Source organism: Amycolatopsis sp. lyj-112, from assembly GCF_046549055.1.
In the GTDB taxonomy this organism is placed as follows: domain Bacteria; phylum Actinomycetota; class Actinomycetes; order Mycobacteriales; family Pseudonocardiaceae; genus Amycolatopsis.
In genome coordinates this window covers 1087325-1107926 of sequence record NZ_JAJPWS010000001.1, presented here as the reverse complement: position 1 = coordinate 1107926, position 20602 = coordinate 1087325, and the positions used below count along the sequence as shown (strand labels likewise).

General features: G+C 69.4%; 25 protein-coding genes and 1 pseudogene. 9 read left to right on the top strand and 17 right to left on the bottom strand.

Annotation, left to right across the window (positions count from 1 at the left end; all coding sequences use genetic code 11):
* Positions 1 to 172: 172 nt before the first annotated feature.
* Positions 173 to 595, top strand: coding sequence for a B-4DMT family transporter (locus ACLJRL_RS05360; RefSeq protein ID WP_410655168.1), 423 nt, complete (start codon positions 173 to 175; stop codon positions 593 to 595).
* On the opposite strand, the gene ACLJRL_RS05355 is transcribed toward ACLJRL_RS05360, so the two are convergent.
* From ACLJRL_RS05355 to ACLJRL_RS05305, 11 genes are all read right to left on the bottom strand, one after another.
* Positions 565 to 2049 (bottom strand): beta-xylosidase, encoded by a 1485-nt coding sequence (locus ACLJRL_RS05355; RefSeq protein ID WP_410655167.1) that lies wholly within the window; start codon positions 2047 to 2049, stop codon positions 565 to 567. The two genes, ACLJRL_RS05360 and ACLJRL_RS05355, sit on opposite strands and share 31 nt — an antisense overlap.
* 60 nt (positions 2050 to 2109) lie before the next feature.
* Positions 2110 to 3036: a GNAT family N-acetyltransferase gene (locus ACLJRL_RS05350; protein WP_410654856.1), complete on the bottom strand. Its 927-nt coding sequence runs from the start codon at positions 3034 to 3036 to the stop codon at positions 2110 to 2112.
* Positions 3033 to 3464, bottom strand: coding sequence for a type II 3-dehydroquinate dehydratase (aroQ, locus tag ACLJRL_RS05345; protein WP_410654855.1), 432 nt, complete (start codon positions 3462 to 3464; stop codon positions 3033 to 3035). Before aroQ ends, ACLJRL_RS05350 begins: the two co-directional genes overlap by 4 nt.
* On the bottom strand, positions 3461 to 4570 hold the full coding sequence (aroB, locus tag ACLJRL_RS05340; RefSeq protein ID WP_410654854.1) for a 3-dehydroquinate synthase: 1110 nt from the start codon (positions 4568 to 4570) through the stop codon (positions 3461 to 3463). The genes aroQ and aroB overlap by 4 nt, the downstream gene beginning before the upstream one ends.
* Positions 4571 to 4578: 8 nt before the next feature.
* Positions 4579 to 5004 carry a hypothetical protein gene (locus ACLJRL_RS05335; protein WP_410654853.1) on the bottom strand — a complete coding sequence of 142 codons (426 nt, stop codon included), beginning with the start codon at positions 5002 to 5004 and terminating at the stop codon, positions 4579 to 4581.
* Positions 5001 to 5534 (bottom strand): shikimate kinase, encoded by a 534-nt coding sequence (locus ACLJRL_RS05330; RefSeq protein WP_410654852.1) that lies wholly within the window; start codon positions 5532 to 5534, stop codon positions 5001 to 5003. The genes ACLJRL_RS05335 and ACLJRL_RS05330 overlap by 4 nt, the downstream gene beginning before the upstream one ends.
* A complete protein-coding gene (gene aroC / locus ACLJRL_RS05325) occupies positions 5531 to 6718 on the bottom strand; it encodes a chorismate synthase (RefSeq protein WP_410654851.1) in 1188 nt (395 codons plus the stop codon). The genes ACLJRL_RS05330 and aroC overlap by 4 nt, the downstream gene beginning before the upstream one ends.
* A gap of 47 nt (positions 6719 to 6765) precedes the next feature.
* Positions 6766 to 7377 (bottom strand): prepilin peptidase, encoded by a 612-nt coding sequence (locus ACLJRL_RS05320; protein ID WP_410654850.1) that lies wholly within the window; start codon positions 7375 to 7377, stop codon positions 6766 to 6768.
* A gap of 392 nt (positions 7378 to 7769) precedes the next feature.
* Entirely contained in the window at positions 7770 to 8399 is a 630-nt protein-coding gene (locus ACLJRL_RS05315; RefSeq protein ID WP_410654849.1) for an anti-sigma factor family protein, read from the bottom strand.
* Positions 8396 to 8908 (bottom strand): sigma-70 family RNA polymerase sigma factor, encoded by a 513-nt coding sequence (locus tag ACLJRL_RS05310; protein WP_410654848.1) that lies wholly within the window; start codon positions 8906 to 8908, stop codon positions 8396 to 8398. Before ACLJRL_RS05310 ends, ACLJRL_RS05315 begins: the two co-directional genes overlap by 4 nt.
* On the bottom strand, positions 8905 to 9273 hold the full coding sequence (locus ACLJRL_RS05305) for a hypothetical protein (protein WP_410654847.1): 369 nt from the start codon (positions 9271 to 9273) through the stop codon (positions 8905 to 8907). The genes ACLJRL_RS05310 and ACLJRL_RS05305 overlap by 4 nt, the downstream gene beginning before the upstream one ends.
* A 131-nt stretch (positions 9274 to 9404) precedes the next feature.
* On the opposite strand from ACLJRL_RS05305, the gene ACLJRL_RS05300 reads away from it, so the two are divergent.
* A complete protein-coding gene (locus tag ACLJRL_RS05300) occupies positions 9405 to 9845 on the top strand; it encodes a ubiquinol-cytochrome c reductase iron-sulfur subunit (protein ID WP_410654846.1) in 441 nt (146 codons plus the stop codon).
* Positions 9846 to 9921: 76 nt separating this feature from the next.
* Here ACLJRL_RS05300 and ACLJRL_RS05295 read toward each other — a convergent pair whose 3' ends face one another.
* Together ACLJRL_RS05295 and ACLJRL_RS05290 are read right to left on the bottom strand one after the other, a co-directional pair.
* Entirely contained in the window at positions 9922 to 10377 is a 456-nt protein-coding gene (locus ACLJRL_RS05295) for a PTS glucose transporter subunit IIA (RefSeq protein ID WP_410654845.1), read from the bottom strand.
* Positions 10374 to 10619: pseudogene (locus ACLJRL_RS05290) on the bottom strand (glucose PTS transporter subunit EIIB); the annotation flags it as partial. The gene ACLJRL_RS05295 and the pseudogene ACLJRL_RS05290, both read right to left, overlap by 4 nt.
* Positions 10620 to 10839: 220 nt before the next feature.
* On the opposite strand from ACLJRL_RS05290, the gene ACLJRL_RS05285 reads away from it, so the two are divergent.
* Genes ACLJRL_RS05285 through ACLJRL_RS05270 form a run of 4 tightly spaced genes read left to right on the top strand, consistent with a single transcriptional unit; the run spans position 10840 to position 14079 of the window.
* A complete protein-coding gene (locus ACLJRL_RS05285) occupies positions 10840 to 11631 on the top strand; it encodes a GntR family transcriptional regulator (RefSeq protein ID WP_410654844.1) in 792 nt (263 codons plus the stop codon).
* Positions 11628 to 12887 carry a PTS transporter subunit EIIC gene (locus ACLJRL_RS05280; RefSeq protein WP_410654843.1) on the top strand — a complete coding sequence of 420 codons (1260 nt, stop codon included), beginning with the start codon at positions 11628 to 11630 and terminating at the stop codon, positions 12885 to 12887. The genes ACLJRL_RS05285 and ACLJRL_RS05280 overlap by 4 nt, the downstream gene beginning before the upstream one ends.
* A gap of 40 nt (positions 12888 to 12927) precedes the next feature.
* A complete protein-coding gene (locus ACLJRL_RS05275) occupies positions 12928 to 13194 on the top strand; it encodes an HPr family phosphocarrier protein (RefSeq protein WP_410654842.1) in 267 nt (88 codons plus the stop codon).
* 60 nt (positions 13195 to 13254) lie between these two features.
* On the top strand, positions 13255 to 14079 hold the full coding sequence (locus ACLJRL_RS05270) for a serine hydrolase domain-containing protein (RefSeq protein ID WP_410654841.1): 825 nt from the start codon (positions 13255 to 13257) through the stop codon (positions 14077 to 14079).
* Between the two features lie 7 nt (positions 14080 to 14086).
* On the opposite strand, the gene ACLJRL_RS05265 is transcribed toward ACLJRL_RS05270, so the two are convergent.
* Positions 14087 to 15028 carry a D-2-hydroxyacid dehydrogenase family protein gene (locus ACLJRL_RS05265; RefSeq protein WP_410654840.1) on the bottom strand — a complete coding sequence of 314 codons (942 nt, stop codon included), beginning with the start codon at positions 15026 to 15028 and terminating at the stop codon, positions 14087 to 14089.
* A 54-nt stretch (positions 15029 to 15082) separates the two neighbouring features.
* Here ACLJRL_RS05265 and ACLJRL_RS05260 point away from each other — a divergent pair, with 54 nt between their 5' ends.
* Positions 15083 to 15709 carry a maleylpyruvate isomerase family mycothiol-dependent enzyme gene (locus ACLJRL_RS05260; RefSeq protein WP_410654839.1) on the top strand — a complete coding sequence of 209 codons (627 nt, stop codon included), beginning with the start codon at positions 15083 to 15085 and terminating at the stop codon, positions 15707 to 15709.
* 5 nt (positions 15710 to 15714) lie between these two features.
* On the opposite strand, the gene ACLJRL_RS05255 is transcribed toward ACLJRL_RS05260, so the two are convergent.
* Positions 15715 to 16914 (bottom strand): endonuclease/exonuclease/phosphatase family protein, encoded by a 1200-nt coding sequence (locus ACLJRL_RS05255; protein ID WP_410654838.1) that lies wholly within the window; start codon positions 16912 to 16914, stop codon positions 15715 to 15717.
* Between the two features lie 138 nt (positions 16915 to 17052).
* Between ACLJRL_RS05255 and ACLJRL_RS05250 the strand changes: the two genes are divergently transcribed.
* Positions 17053 to 17481 carry a hypothetical protein gene (locus ACLJRL_RS05250; protein ID WP_410654837.1) on the top strand — a complete coding sequence of 143 codons (429 nt, stop codon included), beginning with the start codon at positions 17053 to 17055 and terminating at the stop codon, positions 17479 to 17481.
* Between the two features lie 17 nt (positions 17482 to 17498).
* On the top strand, positions 17499 to 18167 hold the full coding sequence (locus ACLJRL_RS05245) for a TetR family transcriptional regulator (protein WP_410654836.1): 669 nt from the start codon (positions 17499 to 17501) through the stop codon (positions 18165 to 18167).
* Between the two features lie 90 nt (positions 18168 to 18257).
* On the opposite strand, the gene ACLJRL_RS05240 is transcribed toward ACLJRL_RS05245, so the two are convergent.
* Together ACLJRL_RS05240 and ACLJRL_RS05235 are read right to left on the bottom strand one after the other, a co-directional pair.
* A complete protein-coding gene (locus ACLJRL_RS05240; protein ID WP_410654835.1) occupies positions 18258 to 19520 on the bottom strand; it encodes a GrpB family protein in 1263 nt (420 codons plus the stop codon).
* A 239-nt stretch (positions 19521 to 19759) separates the two neighbouring features.
* Positions 19760 to 20590 carry a shikimate dehydrogenase gene (locus ACLJRL_RS05235; protein ID WP_410655166.1) on the bottom strand — a complete coding sequence of 277 codons (831 nt, stop codon included), beginning with the start codon at positions 20588 to 20590 and terminating at the stop codon, positions 19760 to 19762.
* Positions 20591 to 20602 lie beyond the last annotated feature (12 nt).

Below are 20602 nucleotides of genomic sequence, written 5' to 3'. Positions count from 1 at the left end.
AAGTCTCCTCGTCGCGCTGGCGCGCTTCCGAGTAGACGGTCCGCCGGTCCATTCCTGGGTTGCGTCGGTCTTCGTCAAGGGATTCGTCGGCTGCACGCGCGGGGATGCGTGACTGCGGCTACTGGCGAGTTAAACTTCCCGAATGGCACCGTGGCTGACTCGTGGACTCGTGATGGCGCTGCTGCACGGCGCGGCCGTCACCGTGCTGGCCAAGTACGAGGTCTTCAACCCCACCGACCAGACGCTCGTCATCTCCCTAGCGCTCGCGATCCTCGTCGGCGCGGCGGCGGGGTGGAGCGCCGTGGACGCCTGGCGGGACAAACCCGAACGCGGCAAGAACTGGTTCATCGCGGCGCTGATCGCCGGACCGGTCTCGGGCGTGCTGTACGTGATCGGCCGCGCGGTGTTCGTCGACCAGACGGGCGTCTCCGAACTCGGCGGCGCGCTCACCGGCGGCGCCGCCTTCTCGGCCCTGCTGGTGCTCATCCCGGCCGGGCTCGGCCTGTTCGTCGGCGGCCGGATCACCAAGACCGCCCCGGACGGCGAAGACACCGACGTCGAGGCTCAGCCCGCGAGCGAGAAACCGGCCGGATAGCCGTCCCAGACCTGGTCGGTGATCTCTTCGACGGTCGAGTCGTTCAGCGCGGCGGCCCCGGCGTCCGGCAGGGCGAAGAGCTTGCCGTCGAGCACCACACCGACCCCGCGGCCGGGCGAGCGCACCATCTGCGCGCCCGCTCGCAGGCGCGCGGCCTGCGGGAAGCGGTCGACCACCTTGAGGCGCTGGTCCAGTACCTCGCCCGCCAGCACCGCCGCCACCGACCGGCGGTCGACGCGCACCAGTTCGCCGGCGGACACCAGGTCGATCGTCCGCTGCGGCGACGGCATCGCGACGCCTTCGAACGAGGTCCGGATCCGGGCGTCGCCGTCGCAGGCCCGGGAGCCGCGGACGTCCAGGCCGAAATGCTTGAGGTCGGTCGGCGCGTTGGCTCCGCCCATCACCGTCGCGCGGACGAGGTCGAACGGGACCCGGTCGCAGACGTCGCCGGAGGAGAGCGGGGCGTGCCCGTCGGGCCGCCGGACCAGGCCGGGGCCCTCCTGCCACGCACCGGGGACGACCACCGGCCGGTACGGCTGCGCGGTGAAGTCCTTCGTCCAGAACGTGAGCGTGGTGCCCTTCTCGGTTTCGTGGGCGATCACGAAGGCGTCGAGCGCGCCGACCCACATCAGGTCGGTGCTGAACGCGTCGACCAGCGAGCGGGTGCGCGGCGAGATCGTGCTGGGCTTGGCCACGAGACCCTGCTCCCCCAGCGTTTCCACGCCCTGGGTGAACGCCGCGTCCTTGGCGCGAAGCAGGAACTGACCGGCGCCGTTCCACCCGGCGGCCTTGGCCGTCGTGTCGGTGAAGAGCACGTAGAACCAGCCGTCGAGGTACACCGCGGAGGGCTGGCCGGCGCCGTAGACGTTGGCGCGGTGCACGTCGTGCGCGGGCCCGATGATCGGCTGCCCGCCCGCGGCCCGCGTCCATTTGAGGCCGTCGGTGCTGGTGGCGAGCCCGATCGAGTTGCCGAGCGCGTGATCGCCCGCCGCGCCGGTGTAGTACATGTAGTAGGTCGAGCCGACCTTGATCACCGACGGGTCGCAGGTGTGCATCCCGTCGAACGCGCCCGGCGCGCCGGAGAACACCGCGGCCGGGCCGCCGCCGGACGGGCCGGTGAACGGGCCGTCGAGCGAGGGCGACTGGGCGTAGAGGATGTCGTCCCCGGCGGGCTGCGCGCTGCCGTACTGGCTGCACCACCACATCCGGAGCTTGCCGCCGTCCCGCATCAGGGTCGGGCCGTAGTTGTAGACCGCGTCCTGATCACCCGCGCCGACGACACCGCCGCTCTGACGGGGATCACCCGTGGCGAGTTCGACGTCCATCGGCCGTGGCGCCTCGCCGGGCGCCTGCCGGGCTCCGCCTATCCCGCCGCCCTTGCCGTCGGCCTGGGACTGGGTGTGGCCGTCACTGCACGCCACGAGCAACGCGCCGACCGCGAAGACGGCCACCACGACACGGGCGGGTCGCCGACCCCCACGAAAAAGGCGCATGATCGCCGAGTGTAGCGAGACTTAACCCGCCTGGGTGACGTCGCTCCCCGGTAGTGCGACCAACTCCACCTCGAAACCATCGGCGTTCTCGAGGTATGCGGCGTAGTGGTGATCACCGCCCGCATACGGAAACTTCTCCGCGAACATCGGCGACCAGCCATGTTCGACGGCCTTCGAAGCCAGTTCGTTCACCCGTTCGCGGGTTCCGACGTGCAGCGCGAGATGGTTCAGGCCCGGCGAAGTCCGCTCGTGGGTTTCCCCGCTGAGCGCGGGCGAACGTTCGACGACGAGGTAGGTCGCGCCGAGTTTCCAGCTGACCCCGGCGGGCCAGCGCTGGAATTCCCGCCAGCCCAGTTCGCCGAGCAGCCAGCCCCAGCTCTGCTCGGCGCGCGCGAGATCCGGGACCCACAGTTCGATGTGGTGCGGCCGCCCGTGGTCCGACGGCAGCGCGACGAACACGCGATGCTGCCCGCTGCCGTAGTGCTCATCGCCACCGACATCGAGGAAACCCAAGCGCCGCACCAGGTTCAGACTGGCCACATTGGACTCACCGACGAGCGCCCACACCGAGGAAAGCCCCAGTCCGGCCAGCCCGTGGTCCAGCAGCGCGCTCGCGGCTTCCGTCGCCAGCCCTTGTCCGCCGTGCGCGCGAGAGAGGTAGTAGCCGATCTCCGGCACCGCTCCGGGAAGTTCCTCGGCCGGACGCAGGTGCGCGAGGCCGATCACCTCACCGTCCCGCTCGATCACCCAGTGCCCCATCCCGGCCGGGCCGCGATAGGCCAGCCGCCGGGCGACCATTTCGCGGACGCGGTCCGGCTCGGTGAGGGGAACCGCGAAGTGCGCGCTCAGCGCCGGGTCGGCGAACAGGTCGACGATCGCTTCGGTGTCCGGCTCGGCGAGCGCGCGCAGCCGCAGCCGGGCGGTCGTGATCTCGGGCGGGTTGTTCATCCCGCGTTCGCGGCCATCCAGCGCAAGGCGAGCGGATAGCCGTCGACGCCGAGCCCGGCGATCACGGCGGTGGCGATATCCGAAAGCACGCTGTGGTGCCGGAACTGCTCGCGCTTGTGCACGTTGGAGATGTGCAGTTCGATCAGCGGCGCCTTCAGCTGGGCGGCGGCGTCGCGGACCGCGATCGAGTAGTGCGTCCACGCGGCCGCGTTGAGCACCACCGGCCAGCCGGCGTCGGCGGCTTCGTGCAGCCAGCCGACCATCTCGCCCTCGTGATCGGTCTGGCGGACCTCGACGTCGATCCCGAGTTCCTTGCCGGTCGCGACGCAGGTCTCGGCCAGGTCGGCGTGCGTGGCCGAACCGTAGATCCCCGGTTCGCGCAGGCCGAGCCTGCCGAGGTTGGGGCCGTTGAGGACGAGCACCTTCACAGCAGCACACTCCCGCCGTTCTTGGGGGCCTCACCGGCGATCACGGAGTACGCCGCCGCGAGCAGCGACGGGTCCGGGCCTTCCAGCCTGCCGGGTTTGGCGAGCCCGTCGAGAACGACGAAGCGCAGCACACCCGAGCGGGTCTTCTTGTCGCCCTTCATCGTCTCCAGCAGATGCGGGAGCGCGTCCGGGTCGTACGTGGTCGGCAGGCCCAGCAGCTTGAGGACGGTGGCGTGGCGCTCGGCGGTGGCGTCGTCGAGACGCCCCGCCAGGCGCGCGAGCTCGGCGGCGAACACCAGTCCGACACTGACCGCCGCGCCGTGGCGCCACCGGTACTTTTCGCGGCGTTCGATGGCGTGCGCGAGGGTGTGGCCGTAGTTGAGGATCTCCCGCAGGTCCGACTCGCGCAGATCCGCGGCGACGACGTCGGCCTTGACCTGGATCGAGCGGCGGACCAGCTCACCCAGGACCTCGCCGCCCGCGTCGAGCGCGGCGGCCGAATCCTGCTCGATGAGCTCCAGGATGCGCGGGTCGGCGATGAACCCGGTTTTGACGACCTCGGCCATGCCGGCGACGAGTTCGTTGGGCGGCAAGGTTTCCAGCGTCGCGAGGTCGACCAGGACCGCGCTCGGCTCGTGGAAGACGCCGACCAGGTTCTTGCCCGCTTCGGTGTTGATGCCGGTCTTGCCGCCGACGGAGGCGTCGACCATGCCCAGCAGCGTGGTCGGCACGTTCACCAGGCGCACGCCGCGCATCCAGGTCGCGGCGACGAACCCGGCGAGGTCGGTCACCGCGCCGCCGCCGAGGCCGACGACCACGCCGCGGCGGTCGAGACCCATGCGGCCGAGGACCTCCCAGCAGAAGCTGGCGACGGTGAGCGCCTTGCCGTCCTCGGCGTCGGGGATCTCGACCCGGTGCGCGTCGATCCCCGCCGCGGCCAGCTCCTCGCGGATGGCCTCCGCGGTGGCGGTCAGCGTCGGCGGGTGGATCAGCGCGACCTTGGAGGCGTCGGCCAGCTGCTCGGCGAGTTCGCCCAGCAGCCCGCGGCCGATGACGACGTCGTACGGCTTGGCGGTGTTGACGGTGATGCGGACCGGCTCGGTCATCGTTTCCCTCACTTCGGCGGAAGCCGCTTGGCCCTGGCGACCTCGCAGGAGATCTTGCCCTTGACCGGGGTGTCCCCCGGGATCTCTTCGGTCACCTTCTGGCCCGGCGTCATCCGGTTCTTCGCGAACAGCGCTTCGCCGGACTCCTTGCCCGTGGCGTCCTTGATCGCGATGGTGACGGCGTAGCGCGCGTCCTCACCGGTGCTGTTCGTGACCTCGATGGTGACCTTCGGGGTGTAGCTGTTGCTGTCGCACTTCATGACCTGGACGTCGGCGGCGGCATCCATGTCGGGCGCGGCCGAAGCGGTGGCCGAGCCGGTCGCCGCGGCGCTGGTCTGGATCACGTCCGAGCCCGCGGGCGGCTTCTCCTCGCTGCAGGCGGTCAGCGTCAGGGCCATGGCGGCGAGGAGAACGCCGGTGATGGTGCGTTTCATGCTCGTTCCTTGCTGTTCTCGGTCAGTCGCCCCAGTTGGGTGACGGCGGCCTTGACGACCTCATCGGGTGTGCGGTGGTCGGTGTCGATCTCGATCGTGGCCACCCCGCGATACACCGGCAGCCGGGCGTCTAGGAGTGCCTTGTAGGTGGCGCGGGGGTTGACCCCGGCCAGCAGCGGACGGGCGGCCGACAGTCCGGCGCGTTGCACCCCGGCGGCCATCCCCACGTTGAGGAAGATCACCGTGTGCCCGGCCAGCCGCTCCCGGGTGCCCGAGGTGATCGGTGCTCCGCCGCCCAGGGAGAGCACTCCGTCGTGTTCGGCCAGCGCCTCGGCGACGGCTTCTTCCTCCAGCGCGCGGAAGGCGGGCTCGCCCTCCTCGGCGAAGATGTCGGTGATGGGCTTGCCCGCCCGGGCGACGATGTCCTCGTCGCTGTCGCGGAAGGCGAGGCCGAGCTTGGCGGCGAGCGCCGGGCCGACCGTGCTCTTACCCGAGCCCGGCGGCCCGATGATCACCGCGCGAGGGCTCACCAGCGCTCCTCGAGCGCCTTCAGGTAGGCCTCGGCGTTGCGCTTGCTCTCGACCAGCGAGTCGCCGCCGAACTTCTCCAGTGCGGCGTCCGCGAGGATCAGCGCGACCACCGACTCCAGCACGACACCGGCGCGGGGGACCGCGCAGACGTCGGAACGCTGGTGGATGGCCACGGCGGGCTCGCCGGTGGTGACATCCACAGTGGACAGTGCTTTGGGGACGGTCGAAATCGGCTTCATGGCGACGCGCACGCGAAGCGGCTCGCCGTTGGTGATGCCGCCTTCGAGCCCGCCCGCGCGGTTGGACCGGCGGGTCACGCCGACCGGGCCGGTGCCGCGGTCGATCTCGTCGTGTGCCTGGCTGCCCCAGCGGGTGGCGGTGGTGAAGCCGTCGCCGACCTCCACGCCCTTCATCGCCTGCACGCCCATGAGGGCGCCGGCCAGGCGAGCGTCGAGCCTGCGGTCCCAGTGCACGTGCGAACCGAGGCCCGGCGGCAGGCCGTACGCGATCACCTCGATCACGCCGCCGACGGTGTCACCCGCCTTCCGCACGGCGTCGACCTCGGCGACCATCGCGTCGGTCCCCTCCTGGCCGAACGCCCGGACGGGGCTCTCGTCGATGGCGGGCAGGTCCGACGCCAAGGGCAGCGGGCCCTCGGGGGCCGAAGCGCCGCCGATCGACACGACGTGGCTGAGGATCTCGATCCCGAGCAGCTGCTTCAGGTAGGCGCGGGCGACCGTGCCCAGCGCCGTGCGGGACGCGGTTTCGCGGGCACTCGCGCGCTCCAGCACGGGACGGGCCTCGGGGAAGCCGTACTTCTGCATGCCGGGCAGGTCCGCGTGGCCGGGGCGGGGACGGGTCAGCGGCTCGTTGCGCGCCAGCCCCTCCAGCTCCTCGGCGGGCACGGGATCGGCCGACATGACCTTCTCCCACTTGGGCCACTCGGCGTTCTCGATCTGGACCGCGACGGGGCCACCCTGGGTGAGCCCGTGCCGGACACCGCCGGTGAACTCACAGTGGTCGGTCTCGAAACCCATACGAGGGCTGCGGCCGAAGCCGAGCCTCCGTCGGGCGAGCTGCTCGCCCACTTCGGCGGTCGTGACCTCGACCCCGGCGGGCATCCCTTCCAGGATGGCGGCGAGGGCGGGTCCGTGCGATTCCCCTGCGGTTATCCAGCGCAACACCTGACAGATCCTGTCACAGCCTCCCTTCCGTCCCAGGACAGGCCGGGCTATCCCGGAGCCGGTCCGGCGAAGACCGCGAGCACCCACGCCGCGACCAGGAGACCGGGCCCGTGCGGCACCGTGGGGTGCCTGGGCCCGCCCACCGCGAGCGCCACGCTCAGGAGCGCCGCGGCGACGGCGCCGAGCACCACCGACGGCCAGCCCATCGCGGCGAGCACCGCGCCGAGGCTCCCGGCGAGCTTCACGTCACCGGCGCCCAGAGACCGCGGCGACAGCGCGTGGACCAGCGCGTGCGCGCCGCCGAACAGGACCGCGCCCAGTACCGCCCGCCAGGCGATGGCCGCCCCTCCCCCGGCCGCGGCGACCGCCAGCGCCGCGGCCAGCACCGGGTACGCGGGCAGGGTCAGGATGTCGGGCAGGCGGCGGTGTTTCAGGTCCGCCAGGGCCAGCGGGACCGCGAAGACGGTCAGGAGAGCCGGGACCGGGAGCCACCACGACGGCCACGCCCCGCCTTGGTGGCGGAGGCAGACCACGACCAGCAAGACCGCCGCGAGGGCTGCCGCCCAGGGCGTGACCGGGGCGCCCGCGCGGCGCAGGCAGGACCGGGTGGCGAGCGCCGATCCGGCGCCCGCCACCGCGAAGGCGATCGGCATGAACACAAGATCAAGAGTGAACTCTTCGCGCTCCGTGAGGCAAGAACTTCTTTTCGTGACAGGAACTTTGACGCACGGGGTAGCTGAAGGCGACCCTCAACCTGTGCCGCGAAAGTTTCGCGTGATCTGAGGGAGGACACGCGTGTCCAGACGGCGAACACGCGTGATGGGACACGGAACTCGCGGCGGAATCCGGCCACGGGCGAGTTCGCCGTCCGATCACGCGTGATCGCCGTCTGATCACGGGTGACGTCCATCGACGCACACCCGCCCCGGCCACGAAATCGCCAACAGCGTCACTCAACGTCCCGGCTCCTCCCCCGAAACCTCCCGAAATTTTTCGTGGCCCGGCCAATCCACCCCGCATCCGGTGCCGAAGACCTGTCATGAAACCGGGACTAGGGGTTCATCCGCAGCAGCGGCAGACCCGAGGGCGTGCGGATCTCGAGCGCCTTGATGTCCCCCGTGCGCATCGCGGTGCCGACCACGATGTGCGCGGTGTCCTTCGGCATCGCCCGCCACGAGGCCAGTTCGCTGGTGCCGCCGTCCGCCCCGACGGCGACCAGGATGTAGTCGCCGGTGCGGGTGCCGCCGTAGTTGCAGGTCATGTCCACCTTGGTGCCGGATTCCGTCGAGGACATGCTGACCTCGGCGGTCACCGGGTAGTCGCCGAGCAGGGCCATCGGGTTCCCGCCCGCCGAGGCGGGTCCGGTCAGGACCACGGCGAGCGTGACGCTGGCCGCGACGGCCACCCCGGCCGCGGTGGCGGTGACCGCTCGCTGGATCCGCCTTCCCCGGCGGACCCGTTTGAGCACGGTCGGGAGCAGTTCCGGCGAGGGCACCGGTTCCTCCTCCAGCAGCGCCGGAGCGCCGGCTTGCGCGAGCAGACCGGGGATCCCGGCCAGATCACGCACCGAAGCCGCGCATTGGTCGCACACGCGAAGGTGTTTCTCGTACGCGAACCGGTCTTCCGGGGACAACGCCCCGAGCACGTAGGCCGCGTCGTAGGTGGCGAAGGGGTCGGTCATTGAGTCACCCCTCTTTCCTCCAATACCAGCCGCAACGCCCGCAAGGCGTAGTGCGTCCGCGACTTGATCGTCCCTTCGGCCACACCAAGCCGCTTCGCAGCGTCCGCGACGGAGTAACCCTGGAAATAACACAGGACGAGGACGTCCCGATGCCTCGGCGAGAGCTCACCGAGGGCTTCGGCGACCAGCCAGCCCTGAACCGCTCGTTCGGTGCCGTCGGTGATCGCCCGTTCGGGCGGGTCGCCGGTCACCACCTCCGGATGCGCCTCGGCGGCGCGCCAGTCGTCGATGGCTATCCGTCTCGCGACGGTGAACAGCCAGCCCCGCGCCGAACCTTCGGACTGGTCGAGCACCTTGGCGTTGCGCCAGGCACGCAGCAGCGTCTCCTGGACGACGTCCTCGGCCCGGACCCGGTCTCCACTGGTCAGGTGCAGTGCGTAGGACCAGAGCGCCGTGGCGTGCTCCTCGTGCAAAGCCCGCATCAGCCGGTCCTCCGCGAATTCCTTCACCGATCCGTGCCTTCGCGGTTGAAGAGCAAAGGCACCCCGAACACCACGCAGGCCGCTTCGGTGATCACTCCCCACAGTTCGGCCTGGGTGGCGAACTGCTCTGTGACCCCGAAGAAGCCGGTGGTCAGCGAAAGCACGTACGCGGCCAGCGTGGCCAAGCCGAAGCCGACCGCCCCGAGCACGGGAAGCCAGTGGTGCCAGACCAGGACCGCGATCGCGAGGACCACACCGGCCACCACGTTCACCAAGAAGAGTGGACCGACGACATCCGTTTCGGACGCCCAGTCCTGCCATACGACGTAATGCACCCACGCCGAGCCGAGCAGGCCCGCCGCCACCACCGCCCGCAACAACCACCGGATCATGTCCGTATCTCTTTCCGCGTGTTCGGTTCCCCTATGCCTTTGAACACGGAAAAGAAGGCCGCTCGGTTCAATTCCGCACCCGATGGTCGGCGAAATTGAACCGGATGGGTGTGCGGCCCGTGTGTATGGGCATGACTGCCGAACTGCATTCCCGCCGCACCGTTCTGTCCACCGGGGCCGCCGTCGCCGGCGTGGCCGTCGGTGCCGTGGCCCTCTCGGCCTGCGGAAGCGACACCCCCTCGACCGGCTCGGCCGCCGCACCCCCGGCCGCGGCTCCGGGCGAAAGCCTCGCCGCGCTCGCCGACATCGAGGTCGGGCAGGCGAAGGCCGCCAAGACCGCCGACGGCAAGGACGTCATCGTCTGCAGGACCGCCGAGGGCACCGCGGCCGCGTTCAGCGCGATCTGTACCCACCAGGGCTGCGCCGTCGTCCCGGAGGGCGCGGAGCTCAAATGTCCTTGCCACAACTCGATCTTCGACGCCGCGACCGGCGCGGTCAAAAAAGGCCCGGCGGACCAGCCGCTGCCCTCGATCGCGGTCAAGGTCACGAACGGCCAGGTCGTCACGGCCTGAGAAGAATCCCGAAATGCCACAAAGGGTCCCTTCAGGACGAAAACCGTCCTAAAGGGACCCTTTGGTGTACGAAGTTTCAGGCGTCCCAGGTGAAGATCGGGTCGCCCGCTTCGACGTCGCCCCCGGTGAGCAGTCCCGAGAGCACCTCGGCCTTGGCGTCCAGCGCCACCACCGGGACGATCGGCGAGTAGCCGGCGGCCGCGACGGCCTCGGGGTCCCAGCCGACGACAGGCTGCCCGGCGCGGACGGCCTCGCCCTTGACGACGTGGAGGGTGAACCCCTCCCCCTTCTGCTTGACCGTGTCGATCCCGAGGTGGACCAGCACGCCGCGGCCGTCTTCGGTGGCCACCACATAGGCGTGCGGGTGCAGGGTCACGACCGTGCCGTCGACCGGCGAGACAGCGTCCTGACGCCCGCCCGAAGGCACGACCGCGATCCCCGGGCCGACCATCGCCTGCGCGAAGACCGGATCGGGCACTTCGGTCATAGCGGTCGTCTTCCCGGCGACCGGGCTCAGGATCTCGAGGCTCACAGCAGATCCTCGATGTCACTGGCGATCGTGTCGGCCTCCGGCCCCACGATGACCTGGACACCGGCTCCCATGCGCACGACGCCCATCGCGCCGGCGGCCTTCAGCGCCGGCTCGTCGAGCAGGCTCATGTCTTCGAGCTCACAGCGCAGCCGGGTGATACACCCCTCGATCTCGATGACGTTCTCGGCTCCGCCGAGCGCCGCGAGGATCTTTTCCGGCCTGTCATCCGCCATCGCGGTCTCCCTGTTCCCTGTCGGTTTCCCACATGCGAACCAGCTGTACTACGCCGTTCGCCGACTCGCACCCGATCCCTGGCCACGAACGCGTAACGGTGGTTGACACCCGCTCATGAGACGGAGCATCCTGCCCCATCGGATCATTGGTCTAGACCGGAACGTACCAATCTTCCGGACCAGATGCGAGTACGGGTTCCCCGACGACCGGCCCGAAAGGACGGTGACCATGACGAGCGCTTCGGCACAGGTGCCGCCGTCCGACCGCGTGATCAACGGACCGACACCCAAACACGCTCAGCTGCGGGAGATTCTGCGCCGCACTGTCGAGCGAGAGCTACCCCCCGGCTCACCTATTCCCTCGGAACGTGACCTCGCCGAGACCTATCAGGTGTCGCGGCTCACGGTACGGTCGGCGATCGGCAAGCTGGTCGAAGAAGGGCTCCTGTCCCGCGTGCGCGGCAAAGGGACGTTCACCGCCGCCAGGCGGATGGAGCTCCAGCTCTACCTGATGTCCTTCACCGAGGACATGCGCCGTCGCGGGATGACGCCGACCACGGAGGTCGTCAAGACAGCCACCGAGGTCCCGCCCACCCCCTCGGCGCACGCCCTCGGCCTGGCCGCCGGGAGCCCGGCGCACCGGCTGGTCCGGCTCCGCCGTGCCGACGGGGTGCCGCTCGCGGTCGAACGCGGCTGGTACCACGCGGGCCGCATGCCGGGTCTGCTCGATCTCGATCTCACCCGATCGCTGTACGTCCAGTTAGCGCAGTCGTACGACCTCCGCCCTGACCACGCCTATCAAACGGTCTGGGCGGAATCAGCGGACCGCGAAACGGCACGCCTGCTCGGCATGCGCGCCGGCAGTCCGCTCCTTGTCTTCCGCCGGGTCTCCAGCGTCAACGGAGAGCCGATCGAAGACATGACTTCCTGGTACCGGGGCGATCACTACCAGGTCACCATGCAGCTGGACCGGAACACCCCGGATTCCGGTCACCATCCTCACTATGGAGGTACCCGATGAGCTCCACCACCGCCGAGGGGGCGAAGAGCAAGGGCAAGGGACTGGCCGGGCTCCAGCGCTTCGGCCGCAGCCTCATGCTCCCCATCGCCGCTCTTCCCGCCGCCGGCCTGCTTCTGCGGCTCGGCCAGGACGACCTGCTCGGCAAAGACGGGCTGGGCTGGGACAAGGTCGCGGCCGTGCTCGGCGCGGCGGGCGGTTCCCTGTTCAACTGGCTGCCGCTGCTGTTCGCGGTGGGTATCGCCGTCGGCTTCGCCCGCAAGAGTGATGGCGCGACCGCCCTGGCCGCTGTAGTCGGCTTCTTCGTGTTCACCAGCGTTCTCCAGGTCTTCGCTCCCTTCTCCGAGCTTCCCGGCTGGGACCCGGAGAAGCAGGGCGGCCTGATGCTCAACCCGCTCAAGTGGCCCTACAGTGTGCTCGCCGGCGTGATCGTCGGTCTGGTCACCGCGCTGCTGTGGCAGAAGTTCTATCGCGTGAAGCTGCCCCCGTACCTGGCCTTCTTCGGCGGCCGCCGGTTCGTGCCGATCATCACCGCCGTGGTGCTGATGATCCTCGCGGTGCCGCTCGGCCTGGTCTTCCACTGGGTCAACGAGGGCATCCAAGCCGCCGGTGAGGCGGTCACCGGCGCACCGGTGGTCGGTGGCGGGATCTACGGTGTGCTCAACCGCCTGCTCATCCCGGTCGGTCTGCATCAGTTGCTGAACGTGCCGGTGTGGTTCATCTTCGACGGTGGCGACATCAACAACTTCTTCGTCGAGAAGGACCCCAACGCGGGCGCCTTCATGACCGGGTTCTTCCCGATCTTCATGTTCGCCATCCCGGCCGCGGCGCTGGCGATCTGGCAGACCGCGAAGCCCAGCCAGAAGAAGATCGTCGGCGGTGTGATGATCGCCGGCGCGCTGACGTCGTTCCTGACCGGTGTCACCGAACCGATCGAGTTCTCGTTCATGTTCGTGGCGTGGCCGCTGTACCTGATCCACGCGGTCCTGACCGGTACGTCACTGGCTCTGGTCAACGCGCTCGACATCCACCTCGGCTTCTCGTTCTCCGCCGGCGCGATCGACTTCGCGCTCAACAGCACCGCACCGGCGGCGAGCAGCAACGTCTGGCTGCTCATCCCGATCGGCCTGGCCTACGCGGTCATCTACTACGTGATCTTCCGCTTCGTGATCACCAAGTGGAACCTGCGGACCCCCGGCCGCGAGGACGACTCGATGGAGGCCGACCTCGAAGCCACCTCGGCGAAGCCCGTCAAGTAGTTTCAGCTCCAGAAAACCGAAGGCACGAAAGGGAAAGAACATGCCGGAGAAACGAGTCACCGTGGCCAGCAAGGTGGGCCTGCACGCCAGGCCCGCCGCACTGGTCGCCAAGGCGGCCGCGGCTCAGTCCGTCGCGGTGAGCATCGCCAAGGTGGACGGCGACCCGGTCGCGGCCGGCAGTGTGCTGAACCTGATGACGCTCGCCGCCGGTTTCGGCGACGAGGTCATCATCAGTGCCGAGGGTGACGGCGCCGAAGCGGCCGTCGACGCCATCGCCGAGCTGGTGGCGACCGACCTCGACGCCTGATCCCTCACCCTGCGAAGCCCGGGCCGCCCCGATCGGTCCGGGCTTCGTAGGGTGTTGGGCATGGAGAGCGTGCGCGAGATCGAACAGTGGCCGGTGGACAACGCCGCCACGGCCGTGGTGAACGCCGCCGGTGACGTGCTGGGCACGCACGGCGACACGACGAAGGTGTACCGGTTGGCGTCGGTGACGAAGCCGCTGACGGCCTACGCCGCGCTGATCGCCATCGAAGAGGGCGTCGTCGAACTCGACACCCCCGCCGGGCCGGAAGGCTCGACGATCCGGCACCTGCTCTCGCACACCTCGGGCCTGGCCTTCAACGAGCACAAGCAGATGGCCGCGCCCGGCAACCGGCGCCTGTACTCCAACGCCGGCTTCGAACAGCTCGCCGACGCGCTCACCGAGCATTCCGGCATCCCCTTCGCCGACTACCAGGCCGAGGCGCTCTTCCAGCCGCTGGGCATGAAGTCGACCCGGCTGACCGGCTCCCCCGCCTCCGGCGCGGAGTCCTCTGTGGACGACCTGGCCGCCTTCGCCGCCGAACTCCAGGCTCCGAAGCTCATCGCCGCCGAAACGGTGCGCGAGGCCACTTCTGTCGTCTTCCCCGGGCTTTCCGGTGTCCTGCCGGGCTTCGGCCATCAGAAACCGAACGACTGGGGCCTCGGTTTCGAGATCCGCGACCACAAGAGTCCACATTGGACCGGGTCGGCGAGTTCACCACGGACCTTCGGCCACTTCGGGCAGTCCGGCACGTTCCTGTGGGTCGATCCGGACGCCGGCGCCGCCTGCGTCACACTCACCGACCGCGCGTTCGGCCCGTGGGCGGCCGAGGTGTGGCCGCCCTACACCGACGCCGTGCTGGCCGAACTGCGCGGCCTCACTCCATGATTCGGCCTCACTCCATGACACGGACCGGCGCGCCCGCCTGGAACGCCGCGATGTCCTCGACGGCGTCGCGGTAGAAGATCTCGTAGGCCTCGCGGGTGACGTAGCCGATGTGCGGGGTGAGCACGACGTTGTCCAGCGTGCGCAGCGGGTGCTCCGACGGCAGCGGCTCGACGTCGTAGACATCGAGCGCGGCGACGGCGATCTCCTTGCGCCGCAAGGAGTCCACCAAGGCGGTCTCGTCCACGATCGGGCCACGCGAGGTGTTGACGAGGATCGCCGTCGGCTTCATGGACGCGAGTTCGGTCGCGCCCACGAGTCCCCTGCTGCGCCTGCTGAGCACGACGTGGATCGACAGCACGTCCGAACGGGCGAACAGGTCTTCCTTCGACACCGCCGTCACGCCGTGGGGGGCGGCCTTCTCCTGGGTCAGGTTCTGGCTCCAGGCGATGGTCTCCATCCCGAACGCCTGGCCGATCTTGGCCGCGCCCGCGCCGAGCCTGCCGAGCCCGAGCAGGCCGAGGGTCTTGCCCTGCAGCACCGTACCGACGGTGCTCTGCCAGCCGCCCTCGCTCATGTTCCGGAACTCGGTGGGCAGGTTCCGGGCGGCGGCGAGGATCAGCGCCCAGGTGTGCTCGGCCGCGGGCGCGCCGATGTACCCGGTGGCGGAGACGACCACGCCGTTGCGCCGGGCGGCGGCCACGTCGATCGCCGCGTTGCGCTTGCCGGTACTCACCAGCAGCTTGAGCCCGGGCAGCCGGTCGAGCACCTCGGCGGGGAAACGGGTGCGTTCGCGCATCGCGACCAGGACGTCGAAGCCCTGAAGCCGCTCGACCACTTCATCGGCGCCGTAGAACGGGTTCGTGAACACCTCGATCTCGGCGCCGAGGGAGGCCCAGTCGGCGTAACCGAGCGCCACGTTCTGATAGTCGTCGAGAATCGCGATCTTCATGGGCCCAATCTAGCTAGGATTCCGGCACCACCGGCTGCAGGGGAGGAAGCAGGCATGGACGAGGGCACGATCTTGACCTGGACCGAGACGGAGCGGCTGAGTTTCGCGGATCTGCTGGAGGGCCTCGGCGAAACGGACTGGTCGGTGAAGACCCTGTGTCCGGAGTGGACGGTGCACGCGATGGCGGGCCATCTGGCGCAGTCCACCAGGAACCGACTCAAGGACACCCTTCTCGGTGTCCTCAAGGCCAAGGGCAATTGGGACAGGATGAACACCGACCAGGCCGTCGCCTATGCCGCCCGGTTCTCCCCGGCCGAACTCGTCGCCCAGATCCGGGCGGACGCGGGATCGCCACGCCGCTCGCCCGGCGCCAAACCGATCGACCCGCTCGCCGACGTGCTCATCCACGGCCAGGACATCGCCCGGCCGCTGGGCCTCGTCCGGCCGATGCCGGAGCAGCCGGTGATCGCGTCGCTGGAGCACATTCTCGTCAGCCCGTTCTGGGGTGCCCGCAAACGCTGCAAGGACGTGCGGCTGATCGCCACCGACGCCGAGTGGACCGGCGGCGCGGGCCCCGACGAGGTACGGGGACCGCTCGCCGACCTGCTCTTGGCGGTGAGCGGCCGGAGTGCCGGACTCGCCACGCTCACCGGCCCGGGAGCCGCGCGGCTAGCGCGCTGAGAGGGTCACCAGCGCGGTACGAACACGTCCACCCGCACGAGATGGTGGTCCGAAGCGTCGTTGAGCCGTGCCAGCGGTGAGCCGGGCAGCGGCCAGAAGACCTCGGCGCGCCACGGGAAGAGCCCCTTGGACGGCAGGACGTAGTCGATCCGCAGGTTCCCCGGCGCGTTGTCGTTGAAGTCGCCCGTGTCGAAGAACGGGTCACCCTTCTGGCCGATGTTGGCCCCACCCTGGTCCTGAGCCGCCCGTACAGCGCCTTCGCTGCCCGGCCGCGTCTCGATGACGCGAGGCGCCTTCAGCAGTCGCGAAATCGCGCCCGGGACGCTGTCGCCGTCGAGCGGGTCGGAGTTGTGGTCGCCGGCGATGACGAACTTCTCGTGCGCGCCCAGCCCGCCGCGGCGGCCGCGGTCGTCGTGGATGTAGCGGCCCTTGCCCGGCGTCACGTAGTCCGCCCAGAAGCGGATCTCGTCGTTGTTGCGCGTCCCGTTGCGGTCCTCGGGGCCGTCGAAGGTGGGCGGCGTCGGGTGTGCGGCCAGGAAGTGCACGGTGGACCGGCCGACGCGGACCGGGACGTCCCAATGCGACTTCGAGGACAGCCGCAAGACGTCGAGTGCCTGCGGCGAGTACCAGTCGTTCGGCGCCGGGGTGGCCGGATCGTCCGGGAGCAGCGCGCCCGGCATGTCCTTCCAGAGGAACTTCTGGAACGTGCGGACGCTCTGGGTGTCGATCGGGTACTTCGAGAGGACGAGCATGCCGTACTGGCCCTCGAACAGGCCGAAGCCGTGCGCGTCGTTGCCGCCGCCGACCTGGCCGTTGCGGTCGAGGTCGAAACCGGTCGCCACGCCCGTGTTCGACGGCGCGGTGAAGGCGTACGGGTAGTCGATCGGGGCGGCGCCGTTCTGGCCGCGCTTCAGGTAGTTCTCTCGGAACAGGTCGGCGGCGCGGTTGCCCGGCACGTAGTCGAACTCGTTGATCAGCAGCACGTCCGGGCGGTTGAGCTGGATGACCTCCGCGACCTCGTTCGCCTGCGCGTTGCCCGGCTGCGACAGGTCGGTCACCAGCTGGCCGGCCGCTCCGCGGTTCAGCGAAGCGTTGTACGTCGCGAAGCGAACGTTCTGGCCGACGGTGGCCTCCGCCGGAGTGGCGGCCAACAGCGTCCCGGCGAGCAAAGCTCCCGATGTGAGCACGGCGGCGATGCGTTTCACGGTCTTACCTCCCAGAGTCTGTGCGACCTTACGCATCTTCGGCGGCCGTACGGGTGAGCTTCAGGTGAACACCCGCACTTGAACGCGTTCAAAACTTGGGCTACGGTACTTCTTGAACACGTTCAAAAGGAGGTCCCCATGCAACCCGTCGTCATCGCCTACGCGCTCTACCTCGTCATCACCGTCCCCCTGACCGTGCTGGTCGCCCGCACCCTGAGCAGGCACGGCAAGACGTTCCTCGAAGACGTCTTCCAGGACAAGCAGGCGCTCGCCCACTCGGTCAACCAGCTGCTGGTCGTCGGCTTCTACCTGATCAGCCTCGGTTTCGTGACCCTGTTCCTCACCAGCACCGACACCGTTCTCGACGCACGCGACATCTTCGAAATGCTGTCGGTGAAGGTCGGAACCGTGGCCCTGGTACTCGGCGTGATGCACGTCGGGAACGTGCTGGTGTTCAACAGCATCCGGCGCCGCCACCTGAACCACGCCGCGCGGCCCGCGCCGATGCCGCCGCCCTATCCCGGCCACCCCGGCTATCCGGCGCCCGCTCCGCACCCGGCGCCCTGACCGGATAACGTGCACCAGTGGCGAAGAGTGAGGAAACCAGGTCGCTGATCGTGGCGACCGCGATGCGGCTGTTCGCCGAGAACGGCTACGACCGCACGACCATGCGCGCCATCGCCGCCGAAGCCGGCGTATCGGTCGGGAACGCCTACTACTACTTCGCCTCGAAAGACCAGCTGATCCAGGGGTTCTACGACGAAATAGCCAAGGTTCACCTGACGACGGCACGCCAGGCCATCGAAGGTGAGCGGGACTTCAGCGCCCGGCTCAAGGCGGTCCTGCTCACCTGGCTCGACGTGGCCGAGCCGTATCACCGCTTCGGCACCCAGTTCTTCGTCAACGCCGCCGACCCGGATTCGCCGCTGAGCCCGTTCAGCGACGAGTCGACGCCCGCGCGGGACGCCTCGATCGGCCTGATGCGCGAAGTCATCGCCGACTCCGACGCCAAACTCGACCCGGACCTGCGCGACGACCTGCCCGAACTGCTGTGGCTGTACCAGATGGGCATGGTGCTGTTCTGGATCCACGACCGGTCCCGGGGACAGAAGCGCAGCCGGATGCTGGTGGAGCGCACGGTCCCGTTGGTCGCGCGGCTGGTGGGGCTCTCGCGGCTGCGAGTGCTGCGACCGGTGAGCCGGGAGATCGTGTCGCTGATCCGGGACCTCTCGAAGCGAGACGACGCCGCCTGAGCTTGCGCTTCGGAAGTCCGTGAAGGACTCCTTGAGGGACTCTGATTCCCTCAAGGAGTCCTTCACGGACTTGCCGGCGCTTGCCGGTGCCTAGTCTTCGCGAAGTGTTCGGAAGTACAGGAATCGTGGTTTCGTCCGCAGCTTCGCGTACCAGCGCGGGTCGGTCTCGGCGACGGACTCCTCCGGCATCGGCTCGACGAGCCTGTCGACGGCGAACCCCGCGTCCCGGACGGCGCCGAAGGTCCAGCTCAGCGGCCGCCGATAGAACTGGACCTTCTGCTTGTACTCCCCCAGCGGGAACTCGTCGTCGAGCAGTTCGAGCTGGAAGTAGTCGTCCTTCTCGAACCAGCGCCAGTCCTCGCCGGGATGGTGCACCGAGAACACCAGGACACCGCCGGGCTTCAGCACCCGCCGGAACTCGGCCAGCGCCGGCCCCCAGTCCTTCAGGTAGTGCAGGACCAGCGACGCCGTGATGACGTCGATCGAGGCATCCGGGAGGAACGTCATCGGTCGCGACACGTCGGCCGTTTCGAACTTCGCGACGTCCCCGAAGCCTTCACGGGCGACGGTGACCATGCCTTCGCTGGCGTCGACGCCTAAGACGTCCGCGCCCTTCGCCGCGAGCAGGGCGCTGAGGTGCCCGGCCGCGCAGCCGACGTCGAGCACTCGCTTGCCCTCGACGTCCCCGGCCAGTTCGACGATGGCCGGGCGGTCGTAGCGGGCGTTGGTGCTGCTGGTTTCGGCGTGCGCCGCGTAGAGCCGGGCGAAGCCGTCGTATTGGGCGGCCCGCGCCCGTTCGATGATCTCGTCGATCACCTCGGTCTTGGCGTCGGCGTAGTGCTGGATGTACTTCCAGGTGCGCGCGGCCAGTTCGCGTTTCTTGGTCTCGTAGAGCTTCAGCTCGTCCTCGTGGGCGATCAGCCGGTCACGGAAGAGCCGGTAACGCTCGGTCTGGCCGTTGTCCGGCGAGTAGACGTGCAGGTTGATGTTCGTGTCCGGGCCTTTGAGGCTGCGGTGCTTCTCCCACTCCGGCTCGCGGATGACGAGCTTGTAGCCCTCCGCCTCCAGCTGCGGCAGATAGGCGTCTTCGTCGTCCGAATCCGGGACGACGAGCATGATGTCGATGATCGGTTTCGCGCACAGACCGGGAATCGACGTCGAGCCGACGTGTTCGAGAATGAGCGCGCGCTCCCCCAGGATCCCCCTGATGCGCTTCGCTTCGCGGTCGAACAGTTCTGGCCACTCCGGGTCGTATTCGGCCAGGGTGACGGTGGAATTCAGTACCGGAGCCTGATCGACCCACGCGTTGTTGATGTCTTCTTCGGTGTAGTCGTCACGATCGGGTTTAGGCATTGACCCCTTGTTCCTTCCTGCAGCACTCTTCGCGAGTCTGCGCGCGACCGCGATCACGTCGCCAGGGCGCAAGCGGGAAAGAGACGTCCCGTCCCCCATTCAGGGCGCCCTGCCGCCGCGATAGCGGGGCCATCCGGCCAGGGGCGCGCGCCGTGGGTCACCAGATTGCCGCGACACCCCTCTCGAGGCAGTCGGCCAGGTTATCGAACCCGAACGATCTTGTCAGGCATTTTTTCAGATCACCCGATGGGCAGAGGAAGGATCCCGCCGGTCGCCTCGCACAGCGCGTCCCGCATCTCCGCACGCGGCGCGGGCCGCCCGGTGAAATACTCGGACTGCCCGAAAGCCTGGTGCAGCAACATGTCCAGCCCGGTGGCCAGCCGCCCGCCCCGCTCGGCGACGGCTTCGGCGAGCGCCGTCGGCCAGGGGTGGTAGATGACGTCGAGGACGACGCCGATCCCGGCCAGGTCCGTCAGATGCGGCCGGACGGCGTCCGGGGGCACGGTGCTCACCAGCACCGCCGAATCCGCCGCGAGCTTCCCGAAGTCGGCGTCGGCCCAGCGCAGGACCTCGACGTCCAGTCCGGCCCGCTTCGCCGCTTCGGCCGTTTCGGTCGCCCGTGCGGGGTCCCGCACGACGAGCCGGACCGTCCGCACGCCGAGCGAAGCCAGCCCGACGACGGCCGCCGCGGCCGTGCCGCCCGCTCCGAGGATCACCGCCGCGTCGTCCGGATCAGCCGAGTAGCCCCCCGCGATCCGGAGGGCCCCGGTGACGCCGTCGACGTCGGTGCAGTCGGCCAGCCAGCCGGATTCCCGGCGTACCAACGTGTTCGCCGCGCCGACCGACGCCGCGCGCGGCGTCACCTCGTCGGCGTGCTCCAGCGCGGCCCGTTTCCCGGGCATGGTGACCGAGAGCCCGGTCCACTCCGGACCGAGCCCACGGACGAACGCGGGCAATCCGGGGCCGTCCATCTCGACGCGCTCGTAGGTCCAGCCGTCCAGCCCGAGCGCGCGGAAGGCGGCGCCGTGCAGAACCGGCGAGAGCGAGTGTTCGACCGGTTTCCCGAGGATCGCGGCCTTGCG